We start from the raw sequence: 13,647 nt of genomic DNA, 5'->3' as shown, positions 1-13,647 counted from the left end.
CCCATGCGTACGCTCGTCAAATTTAGTCTGATGTTTGCAGTGATTGTTATTGTTTTAGGTGCTTACACACGCCTTACGGATGCAGGCCTTGGGTGTCCAGACTGGCCTGGTTGTTACGGCTTCCTAAGTGTTCCACAAAGTGCAGAAAGTGTTGATATGGCTGCCAGCGCTTTTCCCGATGCGCCCTTTGAATCGGACAAAGCCTGGAATGAAATGGTACACAGGTATGCCGCAGGTATTCTGGGATTATTAATTCTGGCCATTGCGGTAGTTGCGTATCGGCAACGTCACGCGATTCCGCGCAAACCGCTGAAGCTACCCATATTATTGCTGGCGTTAGTGATATTTCAAGCCGCCCTGGGTATGTGGACAGTAACCATGAATTTACAACCGGTAGTGGTTATGGGCCATCTACTGGGCGGCTTTAGTACTATTTCATTGCTCTTTTTATTATCGCTACGACTTAACCGCCATCAGTTAATGGGCGTTGATACCGCCATGCGCCGCCTTGGTGGAATAGCGGCTTTTGCCCTTATCGTTGTTATTGGCCAAATTGCGTTAGGTGGCTGGGTAGCAGCTAATTATGCCGCGTTAGCCTGTACCGAACTGCCTATATGTGAAGGAAACTGGAGCGAACGGCTGGACATTTTAGGCGCGTTTTCGGTGCCTGCCGCAGACAGTTATCAATACGGCGCCCACGACTATGCTGAACGCATGACAATGCACGTTGCCCATCGCGTAGGTGCTATTGTTACCTTACTGGTAGTCGGCTATTTACTAATTAAAGGCTGGCGTAATGCGCAGTCACGATTAATGAAAGCCAATCTGAATATGATTGCGCTGTTACTAGTAGTGCAAATTGCATTAGGTATTAGTAATGTGGTGTTCATGTTACCGCTAGGAATTGCTGTTGCACACAATGCGGTTGGAGCACTATTGCTGCTGTCGCTGGTTGCATTAAATTATAATATCGCGCGAAAAGCGTGAAGCCCGGGGGAGAAGTAGTGATGTCAGATCCCACAACATCAACAGTTACAGAACATCAGTCGAACGAACATAAACGCCACGTAAGCTGGCGTGACTATTTGGAATTAACCAAACCGAGGGTGGTTGCCTTACTGCTACTGACCGCCGTAGTTGGCATGTGTTTGGCTACTCCAACGTTACCAAGCTGGTCCATTATCATTCCAGCCTTTATTGGTATTGGCTTAATGGCTGGGTCAGCCGCTGCCATTAACCATCTGGTTGATCGCCACATTGACGCGAAAATGGCGCGCACACTGCGCCGCCCGTTACCATCCGGAACCTTGTCACCGAAGCGAGTACTTACTTTCTCGGCAGCCATTGGTACTATTGGCTACATAGTTCTTGCGGTGTGGGTAAATACGCTCACCGCTGTATTAACCTTAGCCAGCCTGGTTGGCTACGCCATTATTTATACCATGTATTTGAAGCGGGCCACGCCGCAGAACATAGTAATTGGCGGCCTGGCCGGCGCTGCACCGCCATTACTGGGCTGGACAGCGGTAACCAATGAGCTGCATGCCCATGCGATATTGCTGGTCATGATTGTGTTCACCTGGACTCCACCACATTTTTGGGCGTTAGCCGTTCATCGCGCCAAAGACTACGCCAAAGCTGACATTCCGATGCTACCTGTTACCCATGGCGTGGCCTTCACCAAAACCTGTATTTTGCTTTATACCGTATTACTGGCTGTGGTGTGTATGCTGCCGTATCTGGTGGGCATGTCAGGCGTGATTTATCTGGTTGGCGTTACTATTTTAAACCTGACCTTTCTGGGTTACGCCTGGAAGCTAAAATTCGCCCCAACGAAAAAGACAGCTTATGCCATGTTTACCTTCTCGATTTGGCATCTTATGGTGTTGTTCGTGGTGTTATTGGCAGACCATTACATTAAGCTTTAATTAACATGCAGCAAGGCTGCTGCAGGAGTGCTGTGATGCAAAAATTTATTATCGCGGTAATAGCTATAGCAGCCGCTGCTATTGGAATTATTAGTTACCAGCAGTTTGGTGAGCAGGAGCCCACCACCGCGTTGGTATATGAACCACCTCGCGCACTTGCTGACTTCACGCTGGCAAGCACCGCCGCCGACCAGGTCGGTCCTGAGGATTTAAAAGGCCAATGGACCTTGTTGTTCACCGGCTACACCTTTTGCCCTGATATTTGCCCCACCACTATGGCGCAACTGCGTGATTTGCTGCCCAAACTTCAGGAAGTAGCCTCAGCACCGGTGAAAGTATGGTTAATTTCAGTAGACCCGCAGCGCGACGACATTAAACGCCTGACTGATTACACGGGATTTTTTGGTGAGGATTTTGAAGGTGTACGTGCAGAACACAAAGACTTGTTCCCCTTTGTGCGAGGCCTTGGCCTTATGTATTCAATTCCCGACGAAGGCGAGAGCGATTACTTAGTGAATCACAGTGCCGCTATTATTCTGGTTAACCCCGACGGTAACCGCCACGCCATCTTCAATGCTGAACATGTGCGCGGCGAAATTCCTACCGTAGATATGGATAGCCTGGAACGCGATTTCGCAATTTTAGCTGACCGCTACCAGGATTAATCCGGCCATCGCCCCTGCTCATTGGGGCGAACCCATGGCTGCGAATACCAATAATAACGTCCACCGGCCGAGATACTTGGCACCGTACAATTATAGCGTGAGCGGCCAATATTAATGGCTGCCGACGCTTGCACTGAAAAGGTTTTCCCATCCCACTCAGGTTTTACCACTTCACCACCAATAAAGCATTGCATGCTGCTACGGTAAAAATCGTCGGTACTGTCCACAGTTGCAGTTAGTTTAGGTTTGGTTTCCTGCGGATCAAGAATCATATTCTTGTTTGCTACTTCAGTAACCGGCAAGGGTAAGCTGGTAAGTTTTGCCCGCAGCCCTTCCACACTGGCGTAATTACCTGACGCTGGAAAACGTGGAACGCCAGTTAGCGGTGAGTGCTCACCCCATGGGCCAGAGTGCTGGCCGAAAGCAATATAGCCCAAGTCTTCCAGGATGGTTTCCAGAGCAGGATTGTATTCACCATAAGGATACGCAAATAGCCGTGGTTGCTCGCCAAGTTCTTTTTCCAATAGCTCCTGAGCACCCTCAATGTCGTTCATCATGCGTTGACGCCATTGGCTCTCTGATTCACCATCGCGCCGCCAGGTCATATGATCGTGGCTGTTCGAATGGTTCGCAATAGTTGCACCTTCAGCGGCAACTTCGCGCAGTTGGTCCCAGGTCATATACAATCGCGGTGTTTCTTCCATTAACGCCGGATTAACGAAAATGGTGTACGGCATATTAAACTCACGCAAAATCGGCACACCCTGCTCGTATACATTGCGCCAGCCATCATCAAAAGTCAGCACTACGGCTTTGTCTGGTAGCTCACCCTTGCCTTTAATAGCGGCCACTGCATCAGGCATACTTATGACCTGAAAGTTGTTGTCTTCCAGGTGCTGCAACTGGGCACGCAGCTCGTCTGCGGTTAACGAGGTTACTCGCGGGGTGTCGTCACCCACGTGGTGATATTGCAGAATAACCACACCTTTAGGTGCTGCATGCGCAGGTGCACTGGCAAACACAAAGCTGCCGATAAGCAAAAAAACCGTTACAATCACTGACATAGTACGCATTGCTAAAACCTCTTCGTCATCCAATCTGGACCCATGGAGTTCGCTGTGACAGCTTTGTTCGGCTTTTCACGACACAATCATATGCGTGTGTTCGCCATCGCTATACCCATGATTTTATCGAACATTGCAGCGCCGCTATTGGGCCTGGTCGATACCGCCATAATAGGCCATTTACCGCAATCCATCTACCTAAGTGCAGTAGCGCTGGGCGCAATGATTGTCAGCTTTATTTACTTGCTGGCGATATTTTTACGCATGACCACTACCGGCGTTATAGCGCAGGCATTTGGTGCTCGCGACCGGGCAGCGCAGCTACAACTTACCAATCATGCCATTTGGTTTGCTATTGGCCTTGGTATTGTCGTTATCGTGCTAAGTCCCTGGCTCATGGAGCTTGCCTGGTTCCTCACTACCCCTGGCGCTGAACTTAAGACCTTCGCCAACAGCTACATTCAAATTCGCCTTTATGCCGCCCCTGCTGCACTTATTAACCTGGTTGTACTCGGAGTGTTGCTGGGTTGTCAGCAGAGTCGCCTGGCCATGATTCTGGTGGTGTTTACCAATGCCGTGAATGTAGCCGCTGACCTCATACTTATAGTGGGCTTGGACATGAACGTTGCCGGTGCCGCCTGGGCTTCGGTGACCGCCGAAGTTTCAACCGCCGCACTTGGCCTTTATTTCCTGCACCGGGTGCTTGGCTATCGACTGCAATTTCGACTCGATAAACAGCTATTATTTCGATTAATGGGCATGAATCGGGACGTATTTATTCGCAGTCTGGTGCTGCAATTATGCCTGGCCACCATGACCGGCTATGCCACCCGCTATGGGCATACTGTGGTGGCTGCTAATGCGGTACTGATGCAGTTTTTGTTATTGATCTCGCTGGGATTAGACGGTATTGCCTACGCCATAGAGGCATTGGTGGGCGCCGCTAAGGGGCAAGGGCAACCACGCCGAATACGCTACTGGTGTAACTTAACCTTACTCTGGTCCGTGCTATTTGCTTGTGTTTATAGCTTGGTATTTGCGTTATTTGGTAGCCAAATTATTGGGCTGTTAACCGATTTACCCGAAGTCATTCGTACCGCTGAAGCCTATTTACCCTGGCTCATTGTGCTGCCTTTGCTAGCGCATTGGAGCTACTTCTATGATGGCATTTTTATTGGGCTAGGCTTAACTGCGGCCATGCGCAACACTATGCTGGCGGCGGCCGTGCTGGTGTTTGTGCCGTTGTGGTGGATTGGACAAAGTTACGCCAACCACGGGCTGTGGTTGGCGTTAGCAGGGTTCTTAACTGCCCGCGGCGTGGCGCAGGCAGTTTGGTTGCGGATATATAAACCCTACTGACCTCAACCTGAACTATGTTTTATTTATTAATAGTACGAATGTTCGCCAGGTTGATGTTCAGTCACATCACGCACACCACTTAATTCTTCCGGGAAGTGCGACAACAACTGCTTTTCAATCCCTTCTTTAAGCGTTACATCTACCATGCTACAGCCATTGCAGCCACCGCCGAATTGCAATACCGCAAAACCGTCATCGGTTATTTGCGTTACTGACACCCGGCCACCGTGACTTGCTAGCTGCGGATTTATTTCAGCTTGTATAAGGTATTCAACACGTTCAATCAAAGGCGCATCATCAGCTACTTTGCGTGCTTTTGCGTTTGGCGCTTTCAAGGTCAACTGTGAGCCAAGCTCTTGCTGCTGAAAATCAATTTCAGCATCTTCTAAAAATGGCGCGCTACCAGAATCCACCACGGCGTCGAAGCCGCTAAATGGCAATATCTGGTCGTCGCTTTCAACGGCGTCTGGCGGGCAATAAGAAACCCCACATTCGGCACCGGCAGTACCCGGGTTCACAACAAACACCCGAATATTAGTGCCATCTGGCTGATCAGCCAGCAATTTACAAAAGTGCGCCTGCGCATTTTCAGTAATACGGATCATAACGAAATCACCTCAACGTTATACTTGAGTATTTTAGTAGGGTATATCTTATCGCAAATTATGCGCATTGCATAGTAATGCACTTGGGCGTGACTGTGCCTTTTGTTAGGCTGAAGAAAATTCAAATTGAGGATAACTTATGCTTCGTTCATTGATGATCGGTGTTCTACTGCCGCTGGTATGGCTTGCATCAGCCCTGCCGGCAAAAGCAGTTGAGCTTGAAGACTACTTGCCGCAAGACGTAACTTACAACCCTGACATTCCAACTCCCGAAGAAGTGTTGGGTTATCAGGTTGGCGAATGGCATGTGCGTCACGACCAGCTAGTGCGCTACATGGAAGTGTTAGCTCAACACAGTGACCGCTTCGAGCTGGAAGTTGCAGGCCGCACCCATGAGCAACGCCCGCTTCTGCTAGTACGTATCACTACACCAGAAAATCAAAAGAACATTGAGAACCTTCGTCAGGCTCACTTAGCCGTTGCCGATCCTAGTCAGAACGCTGACCCTGCTACTGCACCTTTAGTGTATTACATGGGCTACAGCATTCACGGTGACGAGCCAAGCGGCAGTAACGCCAGCTTGTTATTCGCCTACTATCTGGCGGCTGCACAAAGCGAGCAACTGGAGCAGGTACTGAACGACTCTATTATTCTGCTGGATCCAAGTTTGAATCCGGACGGTTTAGCCCGGTTTGCGCAATGGGCAAATCAGCATAAGTCACAAAATTTAGTAGCAGATCCACAGCATCGTGAACATGTTCAGGACATGCCGCGCGGCCGTGTTAACCATTACTGGTTCGACTTAAACCGCGACTGGTTATTGCTGCAACACCCAGAATCACGAGCGCGCATTGCCAACTTCCAAAAATGGAAGCCAAATGTGCTTACTGACTTTCACGAAATGGGTACCAACAGTACCTTCTTCTTCCAGCCAGGTATTCCAACGCGTCGGAACCCGCACACTCCGGAAGAAAACGTGACTTTAACTTCGGTTTTAGCTGAGCGTCACGCCAGCGCATTAGATGAACAAGGCCGCTTATATTTCACCGAAGAAGCTTTCGATGATTTTTATATCGGCAAAGGTTCTACCTATCCAGACGTGCACGGCGCTATCGGTATTTTGTTTGAACAAGCGTCAAGCCGAGGTCATTTGCAAGACTCTATTAATGGTGAAGTGAGCTTCCCGTTCACTATTCAGAACCAGTTAACCACCTCGCTCACTACTTTATATGGTACCCATGACAACAAAGAGCGCTTCTTAGACTACCAACAGCGTTTCTTTAAAGATGCCATGGCTGCCGCCGACGACGCTGACTTTGACGGCTACCTGCTACAGGAAACAAGTGATCCGGAACGTTTAAACGGTTTACTGAGTATTTTGCATCAGCACGGTATTAAAGCGTACCCATTAGAGCGCGACTTAGAAGCCAACGACACCGAGTATAAAGCTGGAAAAGCCTACTTTGTGCCATTAGCACAGCCTCAGTACACACTGATTCGGGCTATTTTCACCACTCGCCAGAACTTCCTGGATAACACCTTTTATGATGTGTCCGGCTGGACTCTGCCAATGGCCTTTAATGTACAATTCGATAGCTACAACGGTCGTAACCCACGCCTTGCCGATACGGCCTGGGAACCAGTGCCGTCAACGCGCATCGTGTTAACCGATGAAGCTTATGCGTACGCCTTCAGTTGGGATAATTACTTTGCCCCACGGGCATTGCAAGCCTTGCTGGAAGCAGACGTTCACGTGCGTCAGAGCTACGGCGAATTCACGGCTAAAACAACCGCCGGTGACACCAACTTTAAGCCGGGCGCCGTGGTAGTAACTAAAGCTTATCAGGAGCAGGACTGGGCTGAAGTTCAGCGCATTCTGGCGTCCGTTGCCAGTGACAACAGCCTGGAAGTTAGTGCTATTACTTCAGGCCTCACACCAAGCGGTATGGACTTAGGCAGCCGGAACTTACGCCCGGTAGATCCGGTGAAAGTACTGATGCTAGTTGGCCCCGGTGCAAGCATGTATGAAGCTGGTGAAGCTTGGTATTACCTGGATCGCCACGTAGGCATTCCAGTAAGTATGATTGATACTGACCGCCTGGCACGCTCAGATATTTCCCGTTACACCCATATTCTTATGGTTGACGGCAGCTTCTCACCCATGAAAAAAGGCGCTGCTAAGCGTCTGGATAAATGGGTTCGCGAAGGCGGCACTATTATTGGTCAACAAGGTGGAGCACGCTGGTTAGCCGAGCACGACATTCTTGCCGCAGACTTTATTGAGCAAGATGAGTTTGCTGAGAAGTTTGATACCAGCGCATTAACCTTTGACGATATGGACAGCCACTATGGTAAACGCCGCGTTGCGGGCGCTATTTTCGGTTTGGAACTAGACACTAGCCATCCATTGGCGTTTGGTTTTCCACGTCAGCAATTGCCTATCTTCAAAGATAGCCTAAATGCAATGCAGGTATCTGATACACCCTTTATTACTGCTGCACGTTACGCCGACACCCCGCTGCTAAGTGGCTATGCGGCCGAAGAAAACCGTGAAGTACTGGCCAGTAAAGCAGCTATTGTTGCGCATCGCCACGGCTCCGGTCGGGTGATTGGTTTTGCCGACAACGTAAACTTCAGAGCTTTCTTCTGGGGTTCAGCGAAACTATTAAGCAACGCTATTTTTGTAGCGCCAGCGATAACCCCAAGTGCCAGTGACGAAGAAAATGCAGCCGCAGAAGAAGCTGCTGCAGAAGCTCACTAAGCACTAATCCCGTTGCGGCGGCAAGGTATAAGCGAAGGTCCAGGCATCAACCTTCGCGGCACCTCGCCGCCGCAATGCTGTTGCTACCGCGGTAACTGAAGCTCCCGTGGTAAGTACGTCATCAACCACCGCAATAGTCTCGCCCTGTAATTGAACCGTACAATGCACCCCTGTTTCCAGGTTCTGCCAGCGCTGCTGCGCGGATGATTTATGCTGCTCACTCTGATGTTGCAACCGTCGTAACATACCGGGCCAATAGCTCACGGGTAGCAAGCTCGCCAGGTTAGCTGCCAATAACCCCGCCTGATTGTAGCCCCGGTTGCGCCAGCGGCTAGCGGTTTGCGGCATGGCCACAATGTAGTCCGGCAACGGCTGCTGGTGGTGCTGATAGCAACGCGTGACATGCGCCGCCAACAAAGGAGCCAGTACCTGAGCCAGTTCAGGCTGACGGGAGAATTTGAATTGCTGAATTAAATAGGTTGCTGAGCTATGCCAGGGTAAAGCGCAAAACCAATATCGGCAAGCATCAGTGCGTTCATCGGCCGGCGCCCAGTGGCGAATTGACTGCGGCGGCAAACGCGGTAAATCTGCCAAACAAACCGCACAGAAATGTACTTCGGCTACCGCTAACGGTAATTGGCATAAATAACAGCAGCCCGGCTGTATTTGCCCGGGCAAACTCTTGGCAAGCCCCCACAGCCAAGCTACCATAGCGCTATTCCCCGGTCACAAAGAGAACATAATGGTAACCAAGATCTGGCAGCAAAGCAGTGGCGCAGGCGCGGATTTAGTTGTACTCCATGGCTGGGGACTGAACGCCAGAGTATGGCAACCACTCTTACCTTTTTTAACCCCCCACTTTCGGGTGCATTGCATCGACTTACCAGGCTTTGGCGACTCGCCCTGGCCGGCTGAAACTGAAGTTTCCTTGGCCAACTACGTTAAGTTGCTCCTACCGGAATTACCGGATTCGTTTCACCTGCTGGGCTGGTCTATGGGCGGTTTAATTGCCACTGAGTTAGCGTTGCAGGCGCCGGACCGGGTGAAAACGCTTACCACTATGGCTACCTCACCGCGGTTTTTAGAAGATGACAATTGGCCGGGCATGAAGGCGTCGGTGTTAGGGTTATTCCAGCGCCAGTTGAAAGACGACTTTGAGCAAACCGTGGCGCGGTTTTTGGCCATTCAGGCCATGGGCAGCCCCAACGTCCGGGCCGACACCAAACTTATCAAAGAATTGGTATTTGAGAAGCCGTTGCCAGAGCTAGTTGCGCTACGCGGGGGGCTAAAGATTCTGGCCGACACTGATTTACGTAGTCGCTTACCGCACTTGCAGTGTCCGCTGTGGCGGGTATATGGCGAACGCGATACCTTAGTGCCGGTAAGCGCAGCTAAGGCCATTCAGCAGCTAGTGCCTGATTCACCCCAGTGGGTGGTGGAACAAGCCTCTCACGCGCCATTCATTGCGCATGGGCAAGAGCTTAGTGAACGCTTACTAACTTTTATAAACCAACACTAACCTACTGCTTTAACGTTGGCATTGTGGGCAATAAACGGTGCTGCGCTGGCCCAGCCTGATTTCCCGCAAGCGGGTTTTACAGGTCATGCACATTTTGCCGCCGCGCCCATAAACCAATAAGTGTTGCTTAAAGTAACCCGGTTGACCGTCTACCTGAGTAAAGTCCTGCAAAGTGGTGCCACCTTGTTCTATGGCTGCGAGCAGAGTTTCCTTAATCAGGGCAACCAAGCGTTGATATCTGGCTTTGCTGATTCTGCCGGCGGCGCGTTTCGGATGAATTCCGGCTTTAAACAAGGCTTCATTGGCATAAATGTTACCAACGCCAACCACCACATGATTATCCATAATGAAGGTTTTTACCGCCTGAGTTCGGCCTTTTGCCTGCTCAATCACATAGTCAGCATGAAAGGCTTCCGTTAATGGCTCTGGCCCCAGCTTATGCAGCAGCGGATGCTGCGCTAGCTCCTCACGCTGACTAAACAACACCGCGCCAAAACGACGCGGATCATTCAGCCGCAGGGTCTGACCATTCTGCAACTTCAGCTCCACATGGTCATGCTTCACCAAAGTGGTACTAGCCGGTACCACCCGCAGTTTACCGGACATACCCAAGTGCATAATCAGCACACCCTTAGTAGTGTCTATCAGCAAATACTTTGCACGCCGTTCAACCCTGTTTATTAAGGCGCCCGCTAACTGCTGAACCGTGTCGGGCACTGGCCAGCGCAGCCGTGAATCATGCACCACAACTTGGTTTATGTGCTGACCTTCAAGGTGCGGTGAAATTCCTAACCGGCTAACTTCAACTTCAGGTAATTCAGGCATAACTACTTAGTTCTCACGGCTGCTAGTGCGGTTAATTGGGGTCCGGCAGGCTTAAATTAGCCCCGGTTAACTGACTGTAAGTTATTTGATGTGCCCGGTAGCGGGTATCATCACCGGGTAGTTGAATAATTGGCACAGGTTGCTCATACAACGCCAATACTATAAGTGGCCGCCCGTCAGCCAAACGCACCATGATTTCCTTAGCAACACCTTGCGGTTGCTGCTCGGTCACGCTCACCTGAAGTGTTTGCCAGCGCTCAATTAAATGTTCCGCACCGGCCTGATCGGCCACTACTTGATCGTTATAAAGCCAACCCTGGTCGCTTTGCTCCAGCCTTAATACCGGCGTTGCTAATTCGACAATAGCAACATCAGGGAACAACGCCGTCGCGTTCGCGGCGGCATCCGATTCCAACACGCTCTCCGCCTCATTCTTCACCTCACTCTCATCTGCAACCGCAGTTGGCGCGTTAGTGGTATCGGCGTCCTCGTGCACCGGGAATACCTTCCAAAACAACAGGGCAATAGCCAGAATCACGTAAATAAGTACGTTATTCCAACCCCGGCGTGTTAAATTTATACCCAGAATGCCCTGTTTTTCATTGCGCTGAACCATAAGGTTCCCCTATATTTCGCGCTATAGTGATATAGCTGTAATTACCTGATAACCACTTCTACCTGAGGAATACTCATGGTGTCCCTTGTGGAGCCGATTAGCAAGCTAGAGAATCACCCTGTGGTTGATAACGCTATTGATGAACTAGCAAGCAAAGGCTATGCAATTGTACCTAACTTTATAAATCCAGAGAATGCGGATTACTTATACCGCTATGCGCTGGGTTTAAAGGATTCCGACTGGCAACAAGCCGGGGTTGGTCGCGCTGACAATTACACCACCAATACGCAGGTTCGACGTGACAGGATCCGTTGGTTGCAAGCCCAGGACGCGGTTGAGCGCGCTTATTTAGACACCATGGCCACCCTGCAGCAACAACTTAATCGCCAGTTATTTATGGGCTTATTCGATTATGAGTCACATTTGGCCCACTATCCACCCGGAGCCTTTTACCGCAAACATTTGGATGCCTTTAAAGGCCGCAGTAATCGCATTCTGACCACTGTGGTGTATTTAAATCCTGACTGGCAAGTGCACGATGGTGGCGAACTAGTGATGTATGACGACCAACATCAGGTGCTGCAAACAGTGCTACCTAAGGCCGGCACTCTGGTGTTGTTTTTAAGTGACACTTTTGTTCATGAGGTTCGGGAAGGACACCGCGATCGCTATAGTATTACCGGCTGGTTCCGCCACAACACCAGCATTAATGGCGTTATTGATCCCACCCGCTAGTTCCCCGGTATTTAGCCGAAAAACAGACAAAAAAACACCCACTCGAAGGCGGGTGTTTTTGTAGCAGTTAAACGGCTATTGCCATTTAATTACTTGATTTTAGCTTCTTTGAAAATCACGTGTTTACGAACCACTGGATCGAACTTTTTGATTTCCATTTTTTCAGGCATGGTGCGCTTGTTTTTATCTGTAGTATAGAAAAAACCAGTTCCTGCTGAAGATACTAAACGAATTTTATCGCGCATGATCTAGTTCCTTATACCTTAACGCCACGGCCGCGGAGATCCGCTAATACCGAGTCGATACCATTTTTATCGATAATGCGCATACCTTTAGTGGTGATACGCAGCTTAACCCAACGCTTCTCTGATTCTACCCAGAAACGGTGAGATTGCAGGTTCGGCAGGAAACGACGCTTGGTCGCATTGCGCGCGTGCGAACGGTTATTACCTGAAACCGGACGCTTTCCTGTAACTTGACATACTCGTGACATCGTTTTTACTCCAAAAATTGCTTCAAGCTCGCCTGTCGCCCATCGCGGCCTTGCCTTGAAATCCGAGGGCGCATTTTATACAGCAAATAGGCTCGGCAATCAAGTCATCACGGCGTTTTTTTGATCTTTATGATCATGCATATGAGTTATCTGATCCACGTTTAACCCTTGTCACACCAGCTTTGCAGCGATGCGAAACCAAGCAAATGGAAAAACCATTTGTGGTGCAGTCAAACAATGGTGCGCTACTATACAAGACAGAGCAATAAAGCGCCAGTGTTTCGGCCGATCATTTTGTACTTTGCGCGCATTTCAACCAACTGCGCATAGTGTTTTACACCAAGGCTCACAGCAAGCCTCGCTCAGCGAAGGACACGGGCTTGCCGGCACCAATCACAAAATGATCCAACAAACTCACATCGATCATCGTTAGCGCATTTTTTAGTCGTTCGGTAACCCGTTGGTCGGCCTGAGAGGGTTCCGCCACCCCTGACGGGTGATTATGCGCCAAAATTACCGCCGCTGCGTTATGCTCCAATACCAGTTTCACAATTTCACGCGGATATACCGGGGCCGCATTAATGGTGCCCTGAAACAGCTCACAGTATTTCAGTAACCGGTGCTGACTGTCTAACAACAACACCACAAAAACCTCGCGCGGCTGGTCACGTAATTTGGTGGTTAAATAGTCACGCACCATGGTTGGATCGGTAAAGCCGTCGCTACGGCTTAATTGCCAGGCCAGATAACGCCTGGCCAGCTCCATGACCACCAGCAACTGATTAGCACGCGCCGGCCCCACGCCTTTTTGCTGCAGTAACTTACTACGCGAGGCGGCGAACACCCCGCCGATACCTTCAAATGCGCCCAGTAAATCGCGTGCAAAAGACACTACGTCTTGCCCCCGGGCGCCGGTACCAAATAGAATTGCCAGTAGTTCAGCGTCGCTTAAGGCGCCGCTTCCCAGTTGCTGCAGCTTCTCGCGGGGCCGCTCATTGTGCGGCCATTGTTTAAACGACGACTTCGGTCTTTCAGATTGTTTTACCGCACTCACCAGCGCTTGCCTCCGGGCTCATG

General features: G+C 50.2%; 15 protein-coding genes. 7 read left to right on the top strand and 8 right to left on the bottom strand.

Going from position 1 to position 13,647, the window contains the following annotated elements; all coding sequences use genetic code 11:
* The first annotated feature begins 3 nt into the window (after positions 1–3).
* The 3 genes from CCE91_RS01500 to CCE91_RS01490 are packed head-to-tail and all read left to right on the top strand — an operon-like array spanning position 4 to position 2,593.
* Complete coding sequence (locus CCE91_RS01500; RefSeq protein ID WP_086433496.1) at positions 4–987, top strand: COX15/CtaA family protein; 984 nt, start codon at positions 4–6, stop codon at positions 985–987.
* A gap of 20 nt (positions 988–1,007) precedes the next feature.
* Complete coding sequence (gene cyoE, locus CCE91_RS01495) at positions 1,008–1,928, top strand: heme o synthase (RefSeq protein WP_086433495.1); 921 nt, start codon at positions 1,008–1,010, stop codon at positions 1,926–1,928.
* A 35-nt stretch (positions 1,929–1,963) separates the two neighbouring features.
* Positions 1,964–2,593, top strand: a complete 630-nt coding sequence (locus tag CCE91_RS01490; RefSeq protein ID WP_086433494.1) for an SCO family protein — start codon at positions 1,964–1,966, stop codon at positions 2,591–2,593.
* Here CCE91_RS01490 and CCE91_RS01485 read toward each other — a convergent pair.
* Positions 2,590–3,666, bottom strand: a complete 1,077-nt coding sequence (locus tag CCE91_RS01485; protein ID WP_086433493.1) for a polysaccharide deacetylase family protein — start codon at positions 3,664–3,666, stop codon at positions 2,590–2,592. The two genes, CCE91_RS01490 and CCE91_RS01485, sit on opposite strands and share 4 nt — an antisense overlap.
* Positions 3,667–3,711: 45 nt before the next feature.
* Between CCE91_RS01485 and CCE91_RS01480 the strand changes: the two genes are divergently transcribed.
* Positions 3,712–5,016, top strand: coding sequence for an MATE family efflux transporter (locus CCE91_RS01480; protein ID WP_086433492.1), 1,305 nt, complete (start codon positions 3,712–3,714; stop codon positions 5,014–5,016).
* 26 nt (positions 5,017–5,042) lie between these two features.
* On the opposite strand, the gene nfuA is transcribed toward CCE91_RS01480, so the two are convergent.
* Positions 5,043–5,621: a Fe-S biogenesis protein NfuA gene (gene nfuA / locus CCE91_RS01475; protein WP_086433491.1), complete on the bottom strand. Its 579-nt coding sequence runs from the start codon at positions 5,619–5,621 to the stop codon at positions 5,043–5,045.
* Positions 5,622–5,760: 139 nt separating this feature from the next.
* Here nfuA and CCE91_RS01470 point away from each other — a divergent pair, with 139 nt between their 5' ends.
* Positions 5,761–8,382, top strand: a complete 2,622-nt coding sequence (locus CCE91_RS01470) for a M14 family zinc carboxypeptidase (RefSeq protein ID WP_086433490.1) — start codon at positions 5,761–5,763, stop codon at positions 8,380–8,382.
* 3 nt (positions 8,383–8,385) lie between these two features.
* On the opposite strand, the gene CCE91_RS01465 is transcribed toward CCE91_RS01470, so the two are convergent.
* On the bottom strand, positions 8,386–9,093 hold the full coding sequence (locus tag CCE91_RS01465; protein ID WP_086433489.1) for a ComF family protein: 708 nt from the start codon (positions 9,091–9,093) through the stop codon (positions 8,386–8,388).
* Between the two features lie 31 nt (positions 9,094–9,124).
* Between CCE91_RS01465 and bioH the strand changes: the two genes are divergently transcribed.
* Positions 9,125–9,901: a pimeloyl-ACP methyl ester esterase BioH gene (gene bioH / locus CCE91_RS01460; RefSeq protein ID WP_086433488.1), complete on the top strand. Its 777-nt coding sequence runs from the start codon at positions 9,125–9,127 to the stop codon at positions 9,899–9,901.
* A gap of 9 nt (positions 9,902–9,910) precedes the next feature.
* On the opposite strand, the gene mutM is transcribed toward bioH, so the two are convergent.
* Positions 9,911–10,726, bottom strand: coding sequence for a bifunctional DNA-formamidopyrimidine glycosylase/DNA-(apurinic or apyrimidinic site) lyase (gene mutM / locus CCE91_RS01455; protein WP_086433487.1), 816 nt, complete (start codon positions 10,724–10,726; stop codon positions 9,911–9,913).
* Between the two features lie 31 nt (positions 10,727–10,757).
* On the bottom strand, positions 10,758–11,342 hold the full coding sequence (locus CCE91_RS01450; RefSeq protein ID WP_086433486.1) for a hypothetical protein: 585 nt from the start codon (positions 11,340–11,342) through the stop codon (positions 10,758–10,760).
* Between the two features lie 75 nt (positions 11,343–11,417).
* Between CCE91_RS01450 and CCE91_RS01445 the strand changes: the two genes are divergently transcribed.
* Positions 11,418–12,077: a 2OG-Fe(II) oxygenase gene (locus CCE91_RS01445; protein WP_086433485.1), complete on the top strand. Its 660-nt coding sequence runs from the start codon at positions 11,418–11,420 to the stop codon at positions 12,075–12,077.
* An 89-nt stretch (positions 12,078–12,166) separates the two neighbouring features.
* Here the strand turns inward: CCE91_RS01445 and rpmG are convergent, their stop codons facing one another.
* From rpmG to radC, 3 genes are all read right to left on the bottom strand, one after another.
* Positions 12,167–12,322: a 50S ribosomal protein L33 gene (rpmG, locus tag CCE91_RS01440; RefSeq protein WP_086433484.1), complete on the bottom strand. Its 156-nt coding sequence runs from the start codon at positions 12,320–12,322 to the stop codon at positions 12,167–12,169.
* A gap of 11 nt (positions 12,323–12,333) precedes the next feature.
* On the bottom strand, positions 12,334–12,570 hold the full coding sequence (gene rpmB / locus CCE91_RS01435) for a 50S ribosomal protein L28 (protein ID WP_086433483.1): 237 nt from the start codon (positions 12,568–12,570) through the stop codon (positions 12,334–12,336).
* Between the two features lie 346 nt (positions 12,571–12,916).
* The gene (gene radC / locus CCE91_RS01430) at positions 12,917–13,624 is read right to left on the bottom strand and encodes a RadC family protein (RefSeq protein WP_086433482.1); all 708 of its coding nucleotides are present in this window, start codon (positions 13,622–13,624) and stop codon (positions 12,917–12,919) included.
* Positions 13,625–13,647: the final 23 nt, after the last annotated feature.

The sequence above is a fragment of the Pseudidiomarina planktonica genome (assembly GCF_900177775.1).
Lineage (GTDB): Bacteria > Pseudomonadota > Gammaproteobacteria > Enterobacterales > Alteromonadaceae > Pseudidiomarina > Pseudidiomarina planktonica.
Note: the sequence above shows the minus strand (reverse complement) of the source record. Positions and strands in the feature narration are given on the sequence as shown.

Coding starts and splice junctions, on each gene's coding strand:
- mutM (WP_086433487.1), bottom strand. CDS start 10,726: ATGCCTGAATTACCTGAAGTTGAAGTTAGCCGGTTAGGAATTTCACCG.
- CCE91_RS01470 (WP_086433490.1), top strand. CDS start 5,761: ATGCTTCGTTCATTGATGATCGGTGTTCTACTGCCGCTGGTATGGCTT.
- bioH (WP_086433488.1), top strand. CDS start 9,125: ATGGTAACCAAGATCTGGCAGCAAAGCAGTGGCGCAGGCGCGGATTTA.
- CCE91_RS01485 (WP_086433493.1), bottom strand. CDS start 3,666: ATGCGTACTATGTCAGTGATTGTAACGGTTTTTTTGCTTATCGGCAGC.
- CCE91_RS01500 (WP_086433496.1), top strand. CDS start 4: ATGCGTACGCTCGTCAAATTTAGTCTGATGTTTGCAGTGATTGTTATT.
- CCE91_RS01490 (WP_086433494.1), top strand. CDS start 1,964: ATGCAAAAATTTATTATCGCGGTAATAGCTATAGCAGCCGCTGCTATT.
- CCE91_RS01465 (WP_086433489.1), bottom strand. CDS start 9,093: ATGGTAGCTTGGCTGTGGGGGCTTGCCAAGAGTTTGCCCGGGCAAATA.
- cyoE (WP_086433495.1), top strand. CDS start 1,008: ATGTCAGATCCCACAACATCAACAGTTACAGAACATCAGTCGAACGAA.
- CCE91_RS01450 (WP_086433486.1), bottom strand. CDS start 11,342: ATGGTTCAGCGCAATGAAAAACAGGGCATTCTGGGTATAAATTTAACA.
- CCE91_RS01445 (WP_086433485.1), top strand. CDS start 11,418: ATGGTGTCCCTTGTGGAGCCGATTAGCAAGCTAGAGAATCACCCTGTG.
- rpmB (WP_086433483.1), bottom strand. CDS start 12,570: ATGTCACGAGTATGTCAAGTTACAGGAAAGCGTCCGGTTTCAGGTAAT.
- nfuA (WP_086433491.1), bottom strand. CDS start 5,621: ATGATCCGTATTACTGAAAATGCGCAGGCGCACTTTTGTAAATTGCTG.
- rpmG (WP_086433484.1), bottom strand. CDS start 12,322: ATGCGCGATAAAATTCGTTTAGTATCTTCAGCAGGAACTGGTTTTTTC.